Source organism: Sphingomonas hankookensis (genome assembly GCF_001619955.1).
GTDB lineage: Bacteria > Pseudomonadota > Alphaproteobacteria > Sphingomonadales > Sphingomonadaceae > Sphingomonas > Sphingomonas hankookensis_A.
In genome coordinates this window covers 1-18947 of record NZ_LQQO01000023.1, presented here as the reverse complement: position 1 = coordinate 18947, position 18947 = coordinate 1, and the positions used below count along the sequence as shown (strand labels likewise).

General features: G+C 68.5%; 14 protein-coding genes. 7 read left to right on the top strand and 7 right to left on the bottom strand.

Annotated elements, in window-relative coordinates; genetic code table 11:
- Positions 1–34: 34 nt before the first annotated feature.
- The 4 genes from AVT10_RS10960 to AVT10_RS10945 all read right to left on the bottom strand — a co-directional run bounded on the left by AVT10_RS10960 (position 35) and on the right by AVT10_RS10945 (position 9457).
- Entirely contained in the window at positions 35–3409 is a 3375-nt protein-coding gene (locus AVT10_RS10960; RefSeq protein WP_066690978.1) for a glycoside hydrolase family 2, read from the bottom strand.
- Entirely contained in the window at positions 3406–4701 is a 1296-nt protein-coding gene (locus AVT10_RS10955; RefSeq protein WP_066690976.1) for an MFS transporter, read from the bottom strand. Before AVT10_RS10955 ends, AVT10_RS10960 begins: the two co-directional genes overlap by 4 nt.
- Positions 4698–6200 carry a tryptophan halogenase family protein gene (locus tag AVT10_RS10950; RefSeq protein ID WP_066690973.1) on the bottom strand — a complete coding sequence of 501 codons (1503 nt, stop codon included), beginning with the start codon at positions 6198–6200 and terminating at the stop codon, positions 4698–4700. Before AVT10_RS10950 ends, AVT10_RS10955 begins: the two co-directional genes overlap by 4 nt.
- Positions 6201–6415: 215 nt before the next feature.
- Entirely contained in the window at positions 6416–9457 is a 3042-nt protein-coding gene (locus AVT10_RS10945; protein WP_066690971.1) for a TonB-dependent receptor, read from the bottom strand.
- Positions 9458–9671: 214 nt separating this feature from the next.
- On the opposite strand from AVT10_RS10945, the gene parA reads away from it, so the two are divergent.
- The 3 genes from parA to AVT10_RS18255 all read left to right on the top strand — a co-directional run bounded on the left by parA (position 9672) and on the right by AVT10_RS18255 (position 10881).
- Entirely contained in the window at positions 9672–10325 is a 654-nt protein-coding gene (parA, locus tag AVT10_RS10940; protein WP_055764050.1) for a ParA family partition ATPase, read from the top strand.
- The gene (locus AVT10_RS10935) at positions 10322–10600 is read left to right on the top strand and encodes a ribbon-helix-helix domain-containing protein (RefSeq protein WP_066690969.1); all 279 of its coding nucleotides are present in this window, start codon (positions 10322–10324) and stop codon (positions 10598–10600) included. Before parA ends, AVT10_RS10935 begins: the two co-directional genes overlap by 4 nt.
- A 95-nt stretch (positions 10601–10695) precedes the next feature.
- A complete protein-coding gene (locus tag AVT10_RS18255) occupies positions 10696–10881 on the top strand; it encodes a hypothetical protein (RefSeq protein WP_157092751.1) in 186 nt (61 codons plus the stop codon).
- Between the two features lie 278 nt (positions 10882–11159).
- Here AVT10_RS18255 and AVT10_RS10930 read toward each other — a convergent pair whose 3' ends face one another.
- The 3 genes from AVT10_RS10930 to AVT10_RS10920 form a co-directional block, all read right to left on the bottom strand.
- Complete coding sequence (locus AVT10_RS10930; RefSeq protein ID WP_232307978.1) at positions 11160–11612, bottom strand: class I SAM-dependent methyltransferase; 453 nt, start codon at positions 11610–11612, stop codon at positions 11160–11162.
- Positions 11613–11955: 343 nt separating this feature from the next.
- The gene (locus AVT10_RS10925; protein WP_066690965.1) at positions 11956–13074 is read right to left on the bottom strand and encodes a sensor histidine kinase; all 1119 of its coding nucleotides are present in this window, start codon (positions 13072–13074) and stop codon (positions 11956–11958) included.
- Between the two features lie 345 nt (positions 13075–13419).
- Positions 13420–14658 carry a sigma-54-dependent transcriptional regulator gene (locus AVT10_RS10920; RefSeq protein WP_232307977.1) on the bottom strand — a complete coding sequence of 413 codons (1239 nt, stop codon included), beginning with the start codon at positions 14656–14658 and terminating at the stop codon, positions 13420–13422.
- Positions 14659–14748: 90 nt separating this feature from the next.
- On the opposite strand from AVT10_RS10920, the gene AVT10_RS10915 reads away from it, so the two are divergent.
- The 4 genes from AVT10_RS10915 to AVT10_RS10900 all read left to right on the top strand — a co-directional run.
- A complete protein-coding gene (locus AVT10_RS10915) occupies positions 14749–16038 on the top strand; it encodes an efflux RND transporter periplasmic adaptor subunit (protein WP_232307976.1) in 1290 nt (429 codons plus the stop codon).
- A gap of 12 nt (positions 16039–16050) precedes the next feature.
- The gene (locus AVT10_RS10910) at positions 16051–16728 is read left to right on the top strand and encodes an ABC transporter ATP-binding protein (protein ID WP_066690962.1); all 678 of its coding nucleotides are present in this window, start codon (positions 16051–16053) and stop codon (positions 16726–16728) included.
- A gap of 101 nt (positions 16729–16829) precedes the next feature.
- On the top strand, positions 16830–17576 hold the full coding sequence (locus AVT10_RS10905; protein ID WP_066690960.1) for a GIN domain-containing protein: 747 nt from the start codon (positions 16830–16832) through the stop codon (positions 17574–17576).
- A 22-nt stretch (positions 17577–17598) separates the two neighbouring features.
- The coding region (locus AVT10_RS10900) for an ABC transporter permease (protein WP_157092750.1) at positions 17599–18947 on the top strand (1349 nt) is incomplete at its 3' end.

Genomic DNA, 18947 nt, shown 5'->3' with positions numbered 1-18947 from the left:
TACCTGTCGACGTGTCGACAGGTAGATCCCTCGTTCAGCGCGCGACCGGCACCTCCGCGATATTCCACCCGCGCAGCGTCACGCCGGGCGCGGCGGTCACGCTGGCCGGATAGCGGATGGTGATCGTCCGTTTCTCGCCCGGCAACAGTGCCACGTAATTGTCGCTGTAGAAGGCGGGCAGGATGCGCTTGCCGTCCGGCCCCAGCAGCGTCAGCTTGGCGTTGAGCGCCGGCACCTGGCCGTCATTGGCGAGGTCGACGGTGACCATGTGGTCGCTGCCATCGACCACTGGCGGCGCCATCCGCGCGGTGAGGGTCGCCGGGGCGAGGCCGTTCAGCGCCTGATACGAAGCGGCATCGCGCCCGCGCCAGTAGAAATTGTCCGACACCCGCCGGCCCGCCGCATCATCGAGCGTCAGGCGGACCAGCACCACCGGATGCTGCGCATACAGGCCGTCGAGCGGCACGGCGGCCAGCGGCGTCGCGCGGTTGGCCAGCGCGTCGACACGATCGCTACGCGTGAACAGCTCGGCATTGTCCAGCCCGACGACGCGTACCGTGGCGCGCAGCCCCTTCGCATCGGCCTGCGTCGTGTTCAGCACGACCAGTTCGTTGCCGGGCAGGTTCAGCTGGACGTGCAGCGGCTCGGCGGCTTTCTTCGCGCCATAATAGGCGGCGTGGGTGTCGTAATCCCACGAATAGATCTGCCACGCGTTCGACGGCCATGCCGGATGCGTCATCCACAGCAGCCGCCCGCTATTCTTCGTCCACAGATGGCCCAGGAACCCTTCGTACATCGCCTTGTGCGTTTCGAGGTTCATCATCTGCGCCTTACGCTCGAAATCGGCGAAATCCTTGCCGGGACCGAACATGGTGGCCAGCGTCTGCATGAAGGTTTTCGTGTCGCCATTCCCGGCGAAATGCCAGTCGTGATAGGCCAGCACATCGCCCAGCGGCCAGCGATCCGCCGCCGGTACGTACGACGCGATGGACTCGGCGGTCGAGAAGGACGGCGTGCCCGTCTCGACCGAGAACCCGGTGGCGAGGTCGGTGAAATAGCCGACCGGCGCGCGGTAGTTGTACGGTCCCGACCCCTGCAAATTCACGACGTTCGAGCTGCCGGTGAACCAGCGGGTGCCGTCCAGCTGGAACACGGCATCGTCCAGCCCCTCGTTCAGCGTCGGATAGGGCACGCCTTCGTTGCGGCCGAACCACAGGATGATCGACGGGTGGTTGCGATAGCGGGCGATGGTGTCGCGCGCGTTGGACAGGAACAGCGCGGCGTCGTCGGGTTCGATCTGGAAATTCTGGGTCGATTGCCAGAAATCGTTCAGGACCATCATGCCGTTTTCATCGGCGAGGTCGTAAAACTCCTCCTCGGTATTCGTCCCCATCCAGTTGCGGATGACGTTCATGTGCGCCTCGCGCTGGAGGCGGAAGAAGGGGCTGAGCCAGGCATAGCTGACCCGCTTCATCGCGTCGTCCATGCCCCAGTTGCCGCCGCGCGCGGCGATCTTCACGCCGTTCACCCGGATCGCCAGATGCGGTTCGGGCAGGGTGTCGGCGATCGGGGTGACCGCCTTCGACACTTCCCCTGCGGCGGTGAGCGATTCCGCCCAACCGGTCGGCGACTGCTTGATCGCACCATGGCGGACATCGATCAGCTTCTGCCCCAACAGCCCGCCATCGGTGGTCTGCACGTTGACGCGGCGCAGTGCCCCGGCGGCATCGAACAGCGACAGGTCGTAGCTGACCTCGCGAATACCGAAGCGCTGCGCCTTGCTGTCCGACACGCCGCTGGCATCGCTGACCTGAAAGGTCGCGTGATAGAGATGCGGTTCGCCATAGCCGTTGGGCCACCACAGCTTCGGGTTGGCGACGCGCAGCGCGGGGAAGTCGGCGGGGGTGAAGCGCACCTCGCTGCGCCCGGTCGGCGCGGTCACGGTGCGTTCGACCGACACGCCCTCGAACGCGACCTTCACCGTCACCTGGGTCGCGGGGCCGCTGTTTTCGATCGGCACGGTCACCAGCACGTCGGCGCGGTCGGTGCGCGGCAGCGGCAGGTCGGTGACGACATGCGGGTCGAGGATGCGGATGTTGCCGTGCGCCACCAGCTCGACCGGCCGCCACAGCCCGGTGTTGCGGTCGCGGATGCCGGGAATCCAGTCCCACCCCTCGGTCGCGACGAAGGTCGGGCCGTCGATCGCCAGCTGCCCGCCATTTTCGCCGACGCCGCCCGCCACCGATTGTTCGTGCGGGATGCCCGGATGCGGCGGGGGCGATACCTTGACCGCGATGACGTTCTCGCCGGCTTGCGGTACGATATCGAACTGGCCCCGGATGAACGCGCCGCGTGTGGTGCCGAGCTTCGCACCGTTGACCCAGATATCGGCAGCATAGTTGATGCCGCCGAACACGAGGGTCAGCTTCTTGCCCGCCGCTTCCGCCGGCACGGTGAAGCGGGTGCGGTACCAATAGTCCTGCCGTGCGAGCTTTTCGGGGATTTTGAGGTTGTTGAGGCCGTAATAGGGGTCGGGATAGACGCCGCGATCGACCAGGGTCTGCAACACCGTGCCCGGCACCGTCGCCGCGCGCCAGTCGCCCTTGGGCGTGCCCGGCCGCGACAGCGCGGCGCCGTCGCCCGCCACGTCGGGCGCGGCGGCGAGTTGCCAGCCATTGATCTGCCACCGGCCCGGCGCGGTCGGTTGCAGCGCGGGCGCGCTCGGCAGCGGTTTGGCGACGGGGGCGCTATACGCATCGCCCTTGGTCTGCGGCAGGGTCCATGGGTCCTGCTGCTGGGTCAGGCCGATATTCGCCTGTTTCTGGAACGGCCAGCTGACGCCGACCTCCCACAGCTGGACATTGGCGAAGTCGGGGCGCGGCATCGCGGCGATGTCGGCGACCGACAGCGCGCGGTCGTGCAGCGTCACGCCGACCAGCGTGCCCCCGAAATGGGGCTGGCCCGGCACCGCGCGCGCGACATGCAGCACGCCGTTCGTCGCGGCCGACCGCGCCGCCCCGGTCGCGACGCGGCGGCCATCGACATACAGCGTCGCGCGGGTGCCGTCGGACACGGCGGCGACCTGCGTCCAGCGGCCGGGCGTGAGCGCAGGCCCGGCCAGCGTCGCGGCGCCATCGGTCAGCGTCAGTCGTCCGTCCTTCAGCGCCAGCACCCGCGCATCGCCCAGCGCGACCAGCGGCACCATGCCCGCCTGCCGCGCATCGCCCTTGATCCACAGCGTCACGCTGTACGGCGCACCGGCCTGCGTCACCGGCCCCTCGACCGGGCGTTCGATGCCGATCCCGCCGGGCAGGAAGCTGGCATTGTACGGCCCGCCATTCACCGGCACCTGCGCGCCGGCAACCCCCGCGACACCGGCCAGCAGCGCGGCGATCATGCCCAGTTTCATGCGGAAGTCCTTTTCGTCAGGTCGGCGCTGATCGCTTCGAGATTGCGGCCACGGGTTTCGGGGAAGAAGCGCCAGACCAGCAGCGCCTGCAGTAGCATCGCGGCGGCAAAGCCCCAGAAGGGCAGCGCACGGTCCCAGTGCGCCACCAGCGGAAAGGCGAAGGACAGCACGGCATTGGCGACCCAATGCGTCGCGCTGCCGATCGCCTGTCCGCGTGCGCGTACGTCGGTCGGAAAGATTTCGCTGAGATACACCCAGATCACCGCGCCCTGCGACATGGCGAAGGCGGCGATGAACAGGATCAGCAGCGGTAGCAGCAACGCGGGCGACGCCGCCCCCATATAGACCAACGCGACGCCGCCCAGCGCGAGCGCGGTGACGATGCCGCCACCGATCAGCAGCGGCTTGCGCCCCACCCGGTCGATCACCCCCATGCCGATGACGGTCGCGATCAGGTTGGCGACGCCGATCGCGATCGCCTGCACATCGCCCGACACGCCGGTAAAGCCCGCCGCGGCAAAGATGTCGTTGAGATAATAGAGGATCGCGTTGATGCCCGACAGCTGGTTGAACAGCCCGATGGCGAGCAGGATCGGGGTCGCGTGGAGCCGCCAGTCGAGCCGCCCGGTGCCGCCGCCCTCCCCCGCCGGAATGGCATCGAGGCCGAGCCGTGCGGCGGCGCGGTTCGCATCGTCGCTGCGCCCACGCGCGGAGAGCCAGCGCGGGCTTTGCGGCAGGCCGGTCAGCAGGATCAGGAACAGTGCGGCGGGCACCGCCGCCACGCCCAGCTTCCACCGCCACGCGATGTCGGCGGCAACCGCCTGCGCGACCAGGTAGTTGCTCAGATAGGCGATCAGGATGCCGGCGACGATGTTGAACTGGAACAGCCCGACCAGCAGCCCGCGCCGCTTCGCCGAACTGATCTCGGCGATATAGACCGGGACCAGCACCGACGACGCGCCGATGGCGAGGCCGCCCAGCACGCGGAACGCGACGAAGCCGGTCAGTGTCGTGGCGACGGCGCACCCGATCGCCAAGACGACGTACAGGAACCCGATGACGCGCAGCACGGCAAGGCTGCCCCAGCGGTCGCCCGGCGCGCCGCTGAACAACGCGCCGACCAGCGTACCCCACAATGCGGCGGAGACGGCAAGGCCAAGGCCCGCTTCGGACAGGCCGTAGTTGCTACGCAACGCATCGGTGACGCCCGAGATGACGGCGGTGTCGAACCCGAACAACAGCCCGCCAAGGCTCATCGCGACGACGGCGCGGGTGTGGGTGGCGCCGCTCATGCGCCCGCCACCCGCGCAAGGAAGCGCCCATGCGGTTCGGCATGGGCCAGCGTCTTGCCGATCGCTTCGCGCATCCGCGCGAAGCTGTCGGCCAGCGTGTCGTCGGGGATGGCATCGGCCAGCGGCGAATGGCGCTGCGGCAGGTCGCCGAACCCCGCATAGAGGCTCAGCCAGCTCGGGTCCTGGAACGTATCCCACTCGTTGCGCACGAATTCTCCTCCCGAACGCCATGCGTCCAGCTTGATCTGCAAGGGTTCTGGCGGTTCGACCGCGCGGATCGCCTGCCAGAAGGGTTCGTCCCGGTGATTGGCAAGGTAATGGAGGAACAGGAAGTCGCGCAGCCGTTCGAACTCCAGCACCGATTGCCGGTTATAGGTCGCGGCCAGACGCGGGTCGCAGTCCTTGTCGGGGAACAGCGCGACGAAGCGTTCGAGGCCCGACTGAATGAGCGAGATGCTGGTAGATTCGAGCGGTTCGAGAAAGCCGGAGGCGAGGCCCAGCCCGACGACATTGCCGCTCCAGAACCGCTCCCGGTGGCCGGTGACGAAACGCAGCCGGTTGGGATCGGCCAGCGGTTCGCCCTCAAGCGAAGCAATCAGCGCATCCTCGGCATCGCCATCCGACTGGAAGGCGCTGCAATAGACCGATCCGTTGCCGATGCGGTGGCGTAGCGGGATGCGCCATTGCCACCCCGCCGTGCGCGCGGTGGCGACGGTATAGGGGACCGGATCGCCCGCCGCCGCCGTGCACGGGATCGCGACGGCACGGTCGCACGGCAGCCAGTGGCGCCAGTCTACATAGGGCACGCCCAGCGCCTCGCCCAGCAACAGGCTGCGAAACCCCGACGCGTCGATCCACAGGTCGCCGGCGATCTGCCGTCCGTCGTCGAGCGTCACCGCCGTCACATGCCCTCGCGCCGGATCGGTCGCGACCTGCGTGATCCGCCCATCGACATGCGCGACCCGGTTGGCGAGCGCCAGGCGGCGCAGCAGCGCGGCGAACTTCGCCGCATCGAAATGCAGTGCGAAGTTGAACACGCCGAGGTCATTGGCCGGCCGGTCGGCGGGCGGCAGGAACAGCCCGTTGCGCGCCAGCTGCGTCGCGAGGCAATAATCGCCGATCGGCCCGGCGCGGCCGGCGGCGTTGAGCTTCAGCCAGTATTGATGGAACGCCACCCCGCCCGCGCCGACGCCATAGAGGCCGAACGGGTGGAAAAAGCGATGAGCCTCCCCGCCCCAGCCATCGAAGCGGATGCCGTATTTGATCGTTCCGCCGGTCTCGCGCAGCACATCGGGTTCGCCCAACTCGATCGCGGAGAGGAAATCGCGGATCGCGGGCACCGTCGCCTCGCCCACGCCGACCGTGCCGATCGCCGCGCTGTCGACCACGGTGATCGACAGGTTGAGGTAGGTCAGCCGCCGCGCGAGATAGGTCGCCGCCATCCACCCGGCGGTGCCCCCGCCGATAATGACGATCGAGCGAACCGGTTCGTGTGGCATCGTTCCCCCTGTTCGCCCGTATCGTTCGTACCGCTCATCACCGTACCCCGGCGTGGGCCGTGACCTGTAGATCCCACCACCGTACCCCCGCGCAGGCGGGGGTCCAGAGCCACAAAGGCAAACGCTGTCTTGCTTGGCCCTGGACCCCCGCCTGCGCGGGGGTACGGTGGTGGGGCATGGCGACATGTCGACACCTCGACACGTCGCCACCCCGATCAGAACTTCGCCCGCACGCCGGCGATGAAGCGGCGCTCATAGATGTTCTCGTTGAACACCTGATCCTGCCACGTGAGGTAATAGCGCTCGGTCTCGCCGGTCAGGTTCGATGCCTGGCCATAGACGCTGAACTGCGGCGTGATGTCGTAGCTGACCGATGCGTCGAGATAGCTGGTCGGCTCCTGATACTGGGCGAGGCCCTGGATACCGCCATAGTTGGACGAGGCGAGCCGCTTCGACCGGAAGTTATAGGCGACGCGCGCCTGCAACCCGTATTTCTCGAACCACAGCGCCGCGTTGACCTGATGCTTGCTGTTGTCCTGGAACGGCATCTTGTTGCCGGCCAGATCGACCTGGCCCGCATCGCCCAGCGACAGCGTGTAGTTGGCATCGACGCCGAACCCGCCGAGGAAGCCGTTGACGCCGTAATCGGCCAGCGACTGGCGTGCCGATGCCTCAATCCCCTTCAGCGTGCCGCCTTCGCCCTGCGCCAGCGTGTTGGTGATGACCGGACGCCGGATCACGCCGTCATTGTCGGGGATATCGGTGCGGGTTTCGGTCGTGGTCGTGATGAAGCTGTCGACCGAAATGTAGAACGCACCGACCGCGACCAGGCTGGAGCGCCCGGTATAATATTCGAGGCTCGCTTCGGCATTGGTCGCGCGCCACGGGTTCAGGTTCGGGTTGCCGCGCGAATCCGCCGTCCGCGCCTCGAACCGCGCCGGGTTCACCTGCGTATTGATCGCGTAGTTGACGTTCAGACCGCCGCCCCATTGCAGGAAGTCGAGGACCGTCATCGTCTTCGAGAAGGCGGCGCGGGCGCGCAGCTTGTCGGTCACGTCGAACGCCACGTTGAACGCGGGCAGGAAGTCGGTGAACTCGCGCTTGGTCACGACGTCACCGGCATCGACCCCCGACACGCCATAGGGCTGCGGCGCGCCGACGATGTTCTGGCGCACGTTCAGGCGGGTGTTGACCACCTGCAAGCCGCCATTGGCGCGGAATGGCATCCCGAACAGCACGCCTTCGCCCGACACCTGGCCATAGCCCGAAATCTGACTGACATTGACCGTGAAGCTGTCGGCCGGGTTCACCAGGTTCTGGCTGCCCGGATAGAATTTGTTCTGCCACGCCTCGCTGTCGTCCATCGCGTGCGGGTCGAGCGCATAGAGCGCGGGCGCGCCGCCGGCGGGCAGGGCATATTGCTTGATGAGGCCGGCAAAGATCGGGTCGTTCGCCTGCCGGGTATAGCCCGCGGTATAGGCATTGCCCTGCGCATCGCGCACCGCGCACTTGTTGTCGTTCAGGTTGACGTCGAACGCCTTCCACTTGACCAGGCACCCGCCCGCCGGATTGGCGGCATTGTCGGTGTTGCCGGCATAGAAGGGCGACACCCGGTCAAAGGTGAACTGGTCGACGCTGCGTTCGCCATAGCGGCCACCGAACGCCAGCTTGACGCCGTTGTCGGCGGTATATTCGCCATCGGCGCGCACCGCCCACAGGTCGCCATTCTGATACTGGTTCCCCTCCGACGAAATGGTCTTCAGGCCATAGCGCGACGGATCGGACGCCTGCGCCAGGAACGCGGGCGAGAAGCCGAACACCGGCACGCCGCTCGAATAGTCGACGGTCGCGGTCTGGCTGTAGATCTGGTAGCCGGTCGGATTGAACTGGCGATCGCCACCGACCGATGCCGGATAATTGCCAAGGCCGTTATAGGCCCATTGCGTGCCATTGGTCAGGCTGAACTGGGTATAGGCCTGATCGCGCTTGCGCGATGCCTTGCCGTAAATCCCGCGGATCGTGCCCTTGAACTGGTCGCTCGGCTGCCAGTCGAGCTGGACATTGTAATTCTGCGACTCGCTTTTGGTACGGAAGGTTTCCGAATAGCTGTCGAAGCTCGGCAGGCTATAGGTATATTGCTGCACCGTGTTGACGTTGTAGCCGTTCACCACCGCGCCGGTATCGCGCGATTTCGTCGGCAGGAACGGCGACGACAGCCAGTCGACATTCTGGAATTGGAACCCGGCGGTGCGGTCGTACTGGGTCTGGCGGGTGTAGAAGCCGTCGGCGGTCAGCTTCAGCGCATCGTTGATCTCGAACTGCAGCGAGGCGTTCGCGCCGAAGCGCTCGCGGTTGGTGATGCGGTTCCACGCGGTGTGCGACTGCGGCGTGATGAACGCGTCGTTGGCGTCGCCATCGCCGTTCACATCGTACCCGATGATCGTGCCCGCGCCGTTGCGCACCGGCGTCCCCCGGCTGACGCCGTTGTTGCCGGTCGCGAACGCGCCCTGGTTGGTGGCGCTGCCGCCTTCGTTGTTCAGCGCGACGCCGTAATCCTGTAGCCCACGGAAGCTGTTGCCGAGGGTCAGGTCGCTATAGGCCGCCGACACCAGCACGCCGAACCGGTCGCCGTGATAGGCGATCAGCCCGTTGGCCGACGGGCTCCACTTCTCGGTCTTGTCGCCATATTGCCCTTCGGCGGCGGCCGACAGGGTGAAGCCCTGCTTCAAATCCATCGGCCGGCGGGTCAGCAGGTCGACGGTGCCCGACAGGCCGGCCTGTTGCAGCGAAGCGGTCGGCGACTTGAACACGGTCGCGCCCGAGAACAGCTGCGACGGGATGTCGGTGAAGTTCGGCTGCACCGTCGTCACCGAATTGGCGCCGAGGAACTGTTCGCCGTTCATCAGCGTGGTGACCTGCGGCAGCCCGCGGATGTTGACCGCGCCGCCCTCGCCCGCCTCACGCCGGATTTGCACGCCGGGGATGCGCTGCAGCGAATCGGAAATGGTGACGTCGGGCAGCTTGCCGATATCCTGCGCGCTGATCGCCTCGACCACGCTGGCGGCGTTGCGCTTGATTTCGACCGATCGCGCCTGCGACGCGCGGATGCCGGTGACGACGATATCCTCTGGGGGTGCCTCGGCCTGATCGGCGGTGGCGGCGGGATCGCTCTGGGCCAGTGCCGGTGTGGCAAGCCCCAGGACGGACACTGCCCCGAGCAGCATCGAACGGACGATCGACGACGAACCGTTACGCATGAAAACCTCCCCATGCTGCGGTGGTGCGACGTGACACCCCGCTTCTATTTAAGAAAATTGATATTAAATAATGTCCGGCGCTGTCAAATGTTCAATCGCGGCTCGGCGCTGTTTTGACGACGATTACATCGGACCTGTGTCTTTGCGGTTGGCGCGACATGTCGATCATCCGACAGCTTGACCTGTCGGCATGTCGACACGTAGAAGCGCCGACATGCCGACCATCGCCATCATTTCGCAAAAGGGCGGCGCGGGTAAGACCACGCTCGCGCTGCATCTTGCCGCCGCCGCGCAGGCCTCGGGCCGGGTCGCGCTGGTCGTGGATACCGATCCGCAGGCGACCGCCAGCCAATGGGCGGCATGGCGCCAGGAAGCGCCGCCCGAAGTGATCGACAGCCCCCCGCCCCGCCTCGCCGCCAAGATCGCGGCGGCGAAGGAACAGGGCGCGGAGGTGATCGTGATCGACACCCCGCCACACGCCGACAGCGCGGCGCGTGCAGCGGTCGAGGCGGCGGACCTGGTGCTGATCCCGTGCCGGCCCAGCGCCTTCGACCTGTCGGCGATCCAGACGACGGCGAAGCTGGTGCAGCTGCTGCGCCGTCCGGCCTTCGTCGTGTTCACCGCCGGCCCGCCCAACGCACCGCGCATCTATCAGGAGGCGGGCGAGCTGGTCGACGGCTTCGGCACGCCGCCGTGTCCCGTGCTGCTGCCCGATCGCGCCGCCTATCGCCATGCCAGCGCCGAGGGGCGGACGGTCATGGAAAGCGAACCTGCCGGCAAGGCTGCCGAAGAGGTGCGCGAACTCTACAAGTGGACATGTCGACAGCTCGACATGCCTGCCCCCCGTTTCAGAAAGGTCGCGTCATGAGCCGCAAGCCGTCCTTCGCCAATCTGCGCGACCGCACCCCCGCCCCGGCGGCGACGCCCGCGCCGGCGCCGGTGCCCGCCGCACCTGTCGCTGCCGACGCAAAAGGCCCGGCAAGCCGGCAGGGCCGCAAGCAGATCGCCGGCTTCTTCACTCCCGACATGTCGCTGGCGATGCACATGCTTGCACGGCGGCAGGACCGCAGCCTGCAGGCGCTGATGGCGGAGGCGTTCAACGATGTCCTTCGAAAATATGGCGAAAGCCCGATCGGCGATTGAGGCGTAGACCTGTCGGGTTGTCGACATGTCGACAGTCCGTGCGGTGATGTGGCATATTTTGTCGGTGAACGACGCCTGCAAATGAACAAAAGTTCATGTCCGGCATGGACAATCCGGTTACCGGATTGCAAGAAACCGGCATGGACGTCTCCCGCGAACTTATCGCCTATGCCATTATCGGCATCGTGCTGCTGATCGGCGGGCCTGCGCTCGGCGTCGTGCTGCACCGCCGCAAACGCCGCAAGCTGCGCCAGCGCGGGATCAAGCGCTACGGTCACTGACGGGCGCCTTTCCTACATCGCGATACCCTGACAGGCTCGCCCGACGCTCTGTCCCATCGTCGATGCCCACCACGCTCCCCGCGCGCCTTGCAACGAATGGCGTGCGAGTGTGAACTTAGTGACCTTTGGCGGTTTTCCGCCGGTTTTCGGGTAAGCATCCGCTGCTCCGAACGTCCCCAGCCCGTACCCCGGCGAAGGCCGGGGTACGGGCTGGGGACGTTGGCGAGATGCGGATACGCTTTCCCAACTGGATCCCGTCCTTCGCCGGGGTACGGCCCCTACCCGACCGCCGCGAAATAGTGATTGCCGCCACCGTCTTCATACTCGCCGACCAAGCGCAACCCGACCTCCCCCAGCACCACGCGATACCCCGCCTCGCCCAGCGATCGTGACTCCCGCCCGGTCAGCGTATCGGTCCAGCGACAGGCAGCGGCCGGCGCGCTGAACAGGAACCGCCCACCCGGCCGCAGCACCTGCGCAACCCGGCCGACCACCATCGCCTGCGTCGCGGGCGGCAGCAGGAACAGCAGCCCGATCGCCACCGCGCCATCGAAGCGCCGCCCGAAATAGTCGCTCGCCTCCGCCGTCTCGCACGCCGCCGGTGCATCGGGCAGCGCGCGGCGAAACGCGGCGAGCAGGGTAGGGGAGGGGTCGATGCCCGATACCGCGAACCCCGCGTCGGCGAGCGCCAGCGCGATCGGACGTCCGCTGCCGCACCCGATATCGACCACGCTGCCCCTTGGCGGCAGCTCCGCTGCCCCTTGGCGGCAGCTCCGCTGCCCAGCGGCGCACGACGTCCACGCCCACCTCGCTGCGGATCGCGGCGAACTGCCCGGCAACCGCTTCCCAGCCATGGGTGGGATCGCTCATCAACGCTCCGACAGGTAGAGGTGTCGACATGTCGGATGGTCGATTTGCCATGGCGGCATGACCGCCCGACCGGCCGCCCCCATTCCGTGCCCCCGCGCAGGCGGGGGCCCAGGGCCAAACAAAACAAAGGCTTGCGTTCGTGACCCTCGGTTCCCGCTTGCGCAGGAATACGGAGGGGGGACCCTCGACCTGTCGACATGTCGATCACACCGGTACCGTCAGCCGGAACCGCGTCTCGCCGGTGTCGAGCAGCACCAGCTCCCCGCCATGCGCGCGGGCGATGCGGCGGGCCAGCGTCAGGCCGATGCCCGATCCGCCGGCCTTGTCGGTGTGGAAGGGACGAAAAATCCGCGCGCGGTCGGCGGCGGCGATGCCTGTGCCGCTGTCGGCCACCTCGATCGTCAACCGCGCGCCGCCCGTGATCGACAGCGTGACGCGGGGTAGGGCGGGGGCGGTAAGCGCCGCCTCGGCACCGTTCTGCAGCAGCGCCCACACCGCCTGCACGACCTGCCCCCGATCGAGCGTCGCGGTGCCGTCCGCGCGTACCGTGAGCGTTACCGTTTCGCCGAAGCGCCCCCGGAACAGCCGCGCCAGATCGTCGGCCAGTTCGTCCAGCGCGACCGGTGCAACGACCGGATCGGGCAGCCGCGCCAGCGCGCGATAGGCGCGGGTAAAGCCCTCCAGCCCCTCCGCCCGGCGGGCCAGCGTGGCGAGGATGTCGCCCAGCATCGCATCGCCCTGTGCCGCCGCCGTCACCGCGCTGTCGGCCAGCGACACGATCGGCGACAGGCCGTTCAGCAGTTCATGGCCCAGGATATCGATCATCTCGTCCTGCGCGCGCTCCTGCGCGGCATGTTCCTCGGCATCGACATCGATCAGCGCGGCAAGGCGGTGCGCCTCGCCCAGCGTCACCGCATCGATCCGCCAGCGTCGCCCGGCATGGCGCAGGTGGCGCTGGGCGGGATCGGTCAGCGCGCCCGGCGGCGCGGGGATGCGATCGTCGGCGACGAACAGCGCGCGGGCCGCGCGGTTGATCGCGCGGACCCCTTCGCCCTCGATCCGCAGCAGCGGGACCGGTACCTGATCGAGCAGCGCGGCGATCGGCCCATCGCTCCGCGCCGCTGGTGCCGGGGCAGGAGCGCCACCCCGCCGCGCCGCGACCCAGCAGCCGAGCGCCAGCGCCCACGCGACCACGCCGCCCGCGCCGAGCAGCGTGCCCCACATCCCCGCCTGCGCAGCGGCCAGCGCGGCGGCCCCGCCGGCGGTGAGGAGGACGCCCGAACCGAATGCGGTGAGGGTGCGACGACGCTCGGGGGTCAGCATATGGGGCGGCTCGATACGGGTAATAGCGCAGGCAGAGCCGATTGCCCCAAGCCCCCTCGTACCCCGGCGAAGGCCGGGGCCCAGTTGGGGGGCGTTAGCGAAATACCGACAAGCCTTCCCAACTGGACCCCGGCCTTCGCCGGGGTACGGGAGGGGGGATTTGGCCGGTGGCGCTTTATGGAGCGACAGGCCCGCCCAGCCTCCGCCGTACCCCCGCGCAGGCGGGGGGCCAGGGTCCCGAACGCAGGGGATTCCTTGGGGCACTGGATCCCCGCCTGCGTGGGGATACGGGGTGGGGGTGATGGAGCGTGCTCGACCATCCCGCCGCCCCGACACGGGGGCACCCTACAACCCATGGCGCGCCATCCGGCGATACAGCGCGCCCCGGCTCAGCCCCAGCGCGGCCGCCGCGTGGCTGACATTGTGGCGATGTTCGCGCAGCGCCGCCTCGATCACCGCGCGCTCGTTCTCGTCGAGGTCGAAGCGGGCGGCGGGGCTGTCCGGCACCGTCACGACGGGATCGGGGGCGAGCAGGGCGGCATCGATCGCATCGCCCTCGCCCAGCAGGATCGCGCGCTCGACCGCCGCGCCCAGCCCGCGCACCTCGTCCGCCCATGGTCCCGACAGGATGCGCGCCTCCGCCGCCGGGGTAAACCGGGGTACCGGCCGCCCGTACCGCGCCGCCGCTATTCGGCCGAAATGGCGGGCGAGCAGCAACGCATCGCCCGCCCGCGTCGCCAGCGGCGGCACCGCGATCTCGACGGTGGCGACGCGGCGGGCGAGGGCGGGCAGGATGCCGCCCGCGCTGTCGGCAATGGCGATGCAGCGGGTCGCGGGCGGAATCCGCGCGAGCAGCCGGCCTTGCGCCACCTCCCCCAACCGGTCGGGATGGCGCAGCAGCAAGGTTGGCGCAGGGGTGTCGAGCAGCCCCCACGCCGCATCGTCGCGCAGGTCGATGACCGGCATCGCCGTCGCCGCATGGGGCGAAGCGGCGTGGAGCGCGGCGGCGGTCAGGCCGCGCCCCGATCCGGTAGGGCCGGTGACGACCACCCCGGCCTCGGTCGGGCCGATCCGCCGGATCAGCGCGCGCAACCGCTCGATCGCCGGGCTTTCCCCCAGCAGCCGGGCCGGTTCGGCCGCGGTCGGGGCGGTCACCGCCACCGCCCGCGGCGTAGCGGCGGCGGCGATGCGGGCAAGCAGGTCGGCGTTGCGCCACGGCTTCATGATGAAGTCGCGCGCGCCGGCCCGCATCGCCTCCACCGCGATCCGCACCCCGCTATGCGCGGTGATGACCACCACGGCGGCCCCCGGATCGTCCGACAGGATGCGCGCCAGCAGCGCCAGCCCCTCGGCCCCATCGGTGCGGTTCGCGGCGTAATTCATGTCGAGCAGGATCACGTCGTAGCGCGTGGCGGCAAGGCGGGACAGCGCCTCCTCCGGTCCGCGCGCGCAGTCGATCCGGTGCCGGCCGAGTCGCAGCGCCAGCGCGATCGATTCGGCGACGCTGGCATTGTCGTCGATCAGCAGCACCGACAGGCCGCTTGACGGCGCCGGCGACTGTCCATTTCCGGACAGGCTGTCCACGATCGGACGGTCACCCGGCGGACAATCGGTGGAATATGGCGATAGTTCAGGCACTTAGGATTTTCCGCCCCGATCGGTGACACTGGTCCCATGATGACCGAAGCGACACAGGGCGCAAGCACCACCGATACTCCCCCCGGCGCGGCGATGGACAAGCGCATCGCACGGCCCCGTCGCGCATGGTGGCAACGCCGCGTGACATGGATCGCGGTTGCGGCGGTGCTGGCGGCGGTCGCCTTGTGGCGCTGGCTGCCCGCCGCCGGATCGACCGACATCGCCGCCAGCACGATCGAGACGGGCGAGGTGACGCGGGGGCCGTTCGACGATTACCCGCCGGTGCGCGCTACCGTCGCACCGCGTCTGACCACCTTGGTCGGGGTGCTGTCGGGTGGGCAGGTCGAACAATTGCTGGTGCAGGACGGGGCGATGGTCGCCGCCGGCCAACCGCTGGCCATGCTCGCCAATCCCGAACTGCGCCTCGACGTGCTGACCCGCGAGGCGGCGATCGCCAGCCAGCTCGGCAGCATCGCCGGCGAAGGGCTGGGGATCGAGCGCAGCCGGCTCGACCGCTCGGCACAGGTGTCGCAGGCCGAATATGATCTCATCAAGGCGCGGCGCGACCTGGCGATCCGCCAGCAGCTGTTCGACAAGGGGATCGTGACCGAGGCCGGGGTCGCGGGCTATCGCGCCGAGGCGGAATATCAGGCGCGGCGCCTGGCCCAGCTGCGCGCCGGGGCGGGGACCGAGGCACGGATCACCGCGACGCAGGGGCAGCGCCTGGCCGATACGCAGGCGCGGCTGTCGGGCAACCTCGCGGCGGTGCGCGGCGGGCTGTCGGCGCTGACCATCCGTGCCCCGGCGGCCGGGCGGCTGACCAACTTCACGCTGCAACCCGGCCAGACGCTGAAGCCCGGCGACCCGGCGGGGCAGGTCGACAGCGAGGGTTCGTGGAAGCTCATCGCCGATGTCGACGAATATTATCTCGGCCGGGTGGCGGTCGGGCAGAAGGCGAAGGCCGACGGCATGGCGATGACCGTCAGCAAGGTGTTGCCGGCGGTGAAGGACGGTCGGTTCCGCGTGGAGCTGACCTTCGACGCCACGCCGCCCAATCTCAACCGGGGCCAGACCCTCGACATCCGCATCACGCTGGGCGCCGCGTCTAGGGCGGTGGTCGCCCCGGTCGGCGGGTGGCTGGCGGTCGACAATGGCGCGTTCGCCTTCGTCGTCGACAGTGACGGCACCCATGCCACGCGCCGCCCGGTGAAGCTCGGCCGGCGTAACCCGGAAGCGGTCGAAATCCTGTCGGGGCTGAACCCCGGCGACCGCATCGTCACCAGCAATTTGTCGTCCGTGAAGGGCGACGCGATCAACATCCGATAAGGGGGGAAGCCCATGATCCGGCTAGAAAATGTCCAGCGCCGCTATGTTTCCGACGAAGTGGAGACGACCGCGCTGGCCGACATCAACCTGACGGTCGAGGCGGGCGAGTTCGTCGCGATCATGGGGCCGTCGGGCTGCGGCAAGTCGACGTTGCTCAACACGCTCGGCACCGTCGACCGGCCGACCGGGGGCAAATATTGGTTCGGCGACCGCGACCTCGCGACGATGGGCGAAAGCGAGCTGGCGAAGTTTCGGGGATCGACGCTTGGCTTCGTGTTCCAGAGCTTCAACCTGATCGACGAGCTGACCATCGAGGAGAATGTCGCGCTCGGCCTCGCCTATCGCGGCGATGCTGGGGATCGGAAGGGGCGCGTGGCGGCGGCGATGGACAAGGTGGGCATTGCCCATCGCGCCCGCCATTTCCCGCACCAATTGTCGGGCGGGCAGCAGCAGCGCGCGGCGATCGCCCGCGCGATCGTCGGCGATCCGAAACTGATCCTGGCCGACGAACCGACCGGCAACCTCGACACCGCCAATGGCGAGCAGGTGATGAACATCCTGATGGGCCTGAACGCCGAAGGCGCGACGATCGTGATGGTCACCCACTCGCCCGCGCATGCCGACATGGCGCGGCGGCGGATCGACATGCTCGACGGGCGGATCGTCGCGAGCGCCATGCGGGCGATGTGAGCTTTCCCGTGGTCCGCCCCCAACCCGTGCGTACCGCCGCGCAGGCGGGGGGCCAGCGCCACGAACCCAGTCTTCCCAATTTCCTCTTCGGAGACCTCCCCATGAAACTCCTCCCTCTCGCGCTGCTCGCCACGCTCCTGCCGACCCCGGCCATGGCGCAGGACGTTCGCAGCTTCGCCGCCGCCGGGTTCGACCGTATCGCCGTGCAGGGCTGCGATCATGTCGCCATCACCTTCGGCGCAGGGTTTGCCGTCCGGGCACAGGGGCAGGCGGGGTCACTCGCCGCGATCGGCGTCGCGGTGCGCGGCCGGGTGCTGACGCTGCTGCGCGCGAAAGGCAGCTGCGACAGCCGCGCGGGCAAGCCCGCCGCGACGATCGCCATCACCCTGCCACGGCTGCAGGCGATCGAGGCGAGCGGGACCGGATCGGTGCGCATCGCCGCGCTCAACAGCCCGACTTTCGTCGCCAGGATGCACGGCACCAGTGATCTGACCATCGACGGCCTGCGGTCGGATCGCGCGGTCGTCACCCTGTCGGGGACGGGCACGGCAAAGCTGACCGGCGTGCAGGCTGCCCGGCTGTCGCTGGACCTGAGCGGGACCAGCACGATCACCGCCACCGGCCGCGCCGACGCGCTGGCGATCGCCGCTAGCGGCACGGGCAATGTCGACACGTCGACAATTCGAACGCGGGCGCTGTCGATCCGCGCCAGCGGCACCGGATCGGTGCGCGCCGCCGTCGACGGCCCGGCGGGGATCGATGCCAGCGGCATCGCGCGGGTGACCGTCACCGGGCGCCCGGCCTGTTCGGTTTCGAAGAGCGGCATGGCCCGCGTCACCTGCGGCTGACACGGGAAAGAGGGGGAAGGCCATGAACCGCTTCGCGCTGCTGTCGCTCTATCGCTCGCTTGTGCGCCACAAGCTCTATGCCGCGCTCAATATCGGCGGCCTTGCGGTCGGGATCGCGGTGTTCCTGATCCTCGGCCTCTATGTCCGGTTCGAGACCGGCTATGAAAAATGGCTGCCCGATCACGACAAGGCCTATGTCGTGCAGACGGTGTGGACCATCCCCGACAGCCCGGTGAGCGGCCCCATCCCGTGGACGATGGGCGGGCTGATCGACCAGCTGCGCGAGGATTTTCCGGGCGTCGTCGGTGCGCGCATCAATGGCGGCGACCGGGCGGGGACGATCCTGGCCGATGGGCGCGGCACGCGGGTCGACGCGGCGCAGGTCGATGCCAATTTCTTTCAGGTGATGCCGCTGCCGCTGGTTGCGGGCGATGCGGCGACGGCGCTGGCGCAGCCGGGCAATGCCGCGATCGATGAAAAGACCGCGCGCGCCTATTTCGGAACCCGCGATCCGATCGGCCAGACGCTGGTCCTGTCGATGGACAAGGTGCGCACCTACCGCGTCAGTGCGGTGTTCCGCGACCTGCCCAAGAACACCGAGCTTAAAATGTCGGTGCTGGTGCCGCTGACCCGCGAGATGGCGAGCGATTATTGGTATCATTGGGGCAGTTCGGCGCTGCGCACGGTCATGCGGTTCGAAACGCCCGAGGCCGCCCGCGCGTTCGAGGACAAGCTGACCGCGTTCGTCGACCGGCGGGGCAAGGAAATGGCCAATCCGGGCGGCAAGGCGTCGGACATGCAGCATCTGAAACTGCTGCCGATCGCCGACCTGCACCTGGCACCGCAGGGGCAGGACAGCGGCACGGCGAAGATGACGGTCGCCACGCTGGGGCTGGTCGGGGTGCTGACGCTGCTGATCGCGGTCATCAACTATATCAACCTCGCCACCGCCCGGTCGGGGCTGCGCGCGCGTGAAGTGGCGATGCGCAAGGTGCTGGGCGCCGACCGGAGCGTGCTGGTGCGGCAGTTCCTCGGCGAGGCGGTGCTGACCGTCGCCATCGCCGCGCTGGGCGGGCTGATCCTTGCCGAACTGGGGCTGCCGCTGGTCAATGCGGCGGGCGGGCTCTCGCTGACCATTCCCTACGCCGTCGTCGTGCCGGCGCTGGTGTTGCTGTCGCTCTTCGTCGGGGTGCTGGCCGGTGTCTATCCGGCGATCCTGTTGTCGCGTTTTCCCGCCGCCGCCGTGCTGGCGTCGTCGCGCTCACCCGGTGGCGGGCGGGCGGGGACGCGCATCCGCGAGCTGCTGGTGATCGGGCAGTTCGGCCTCGCCATCGCCTTCATGATCGGAACGGCGGTGCTGGTCGCGCAGAC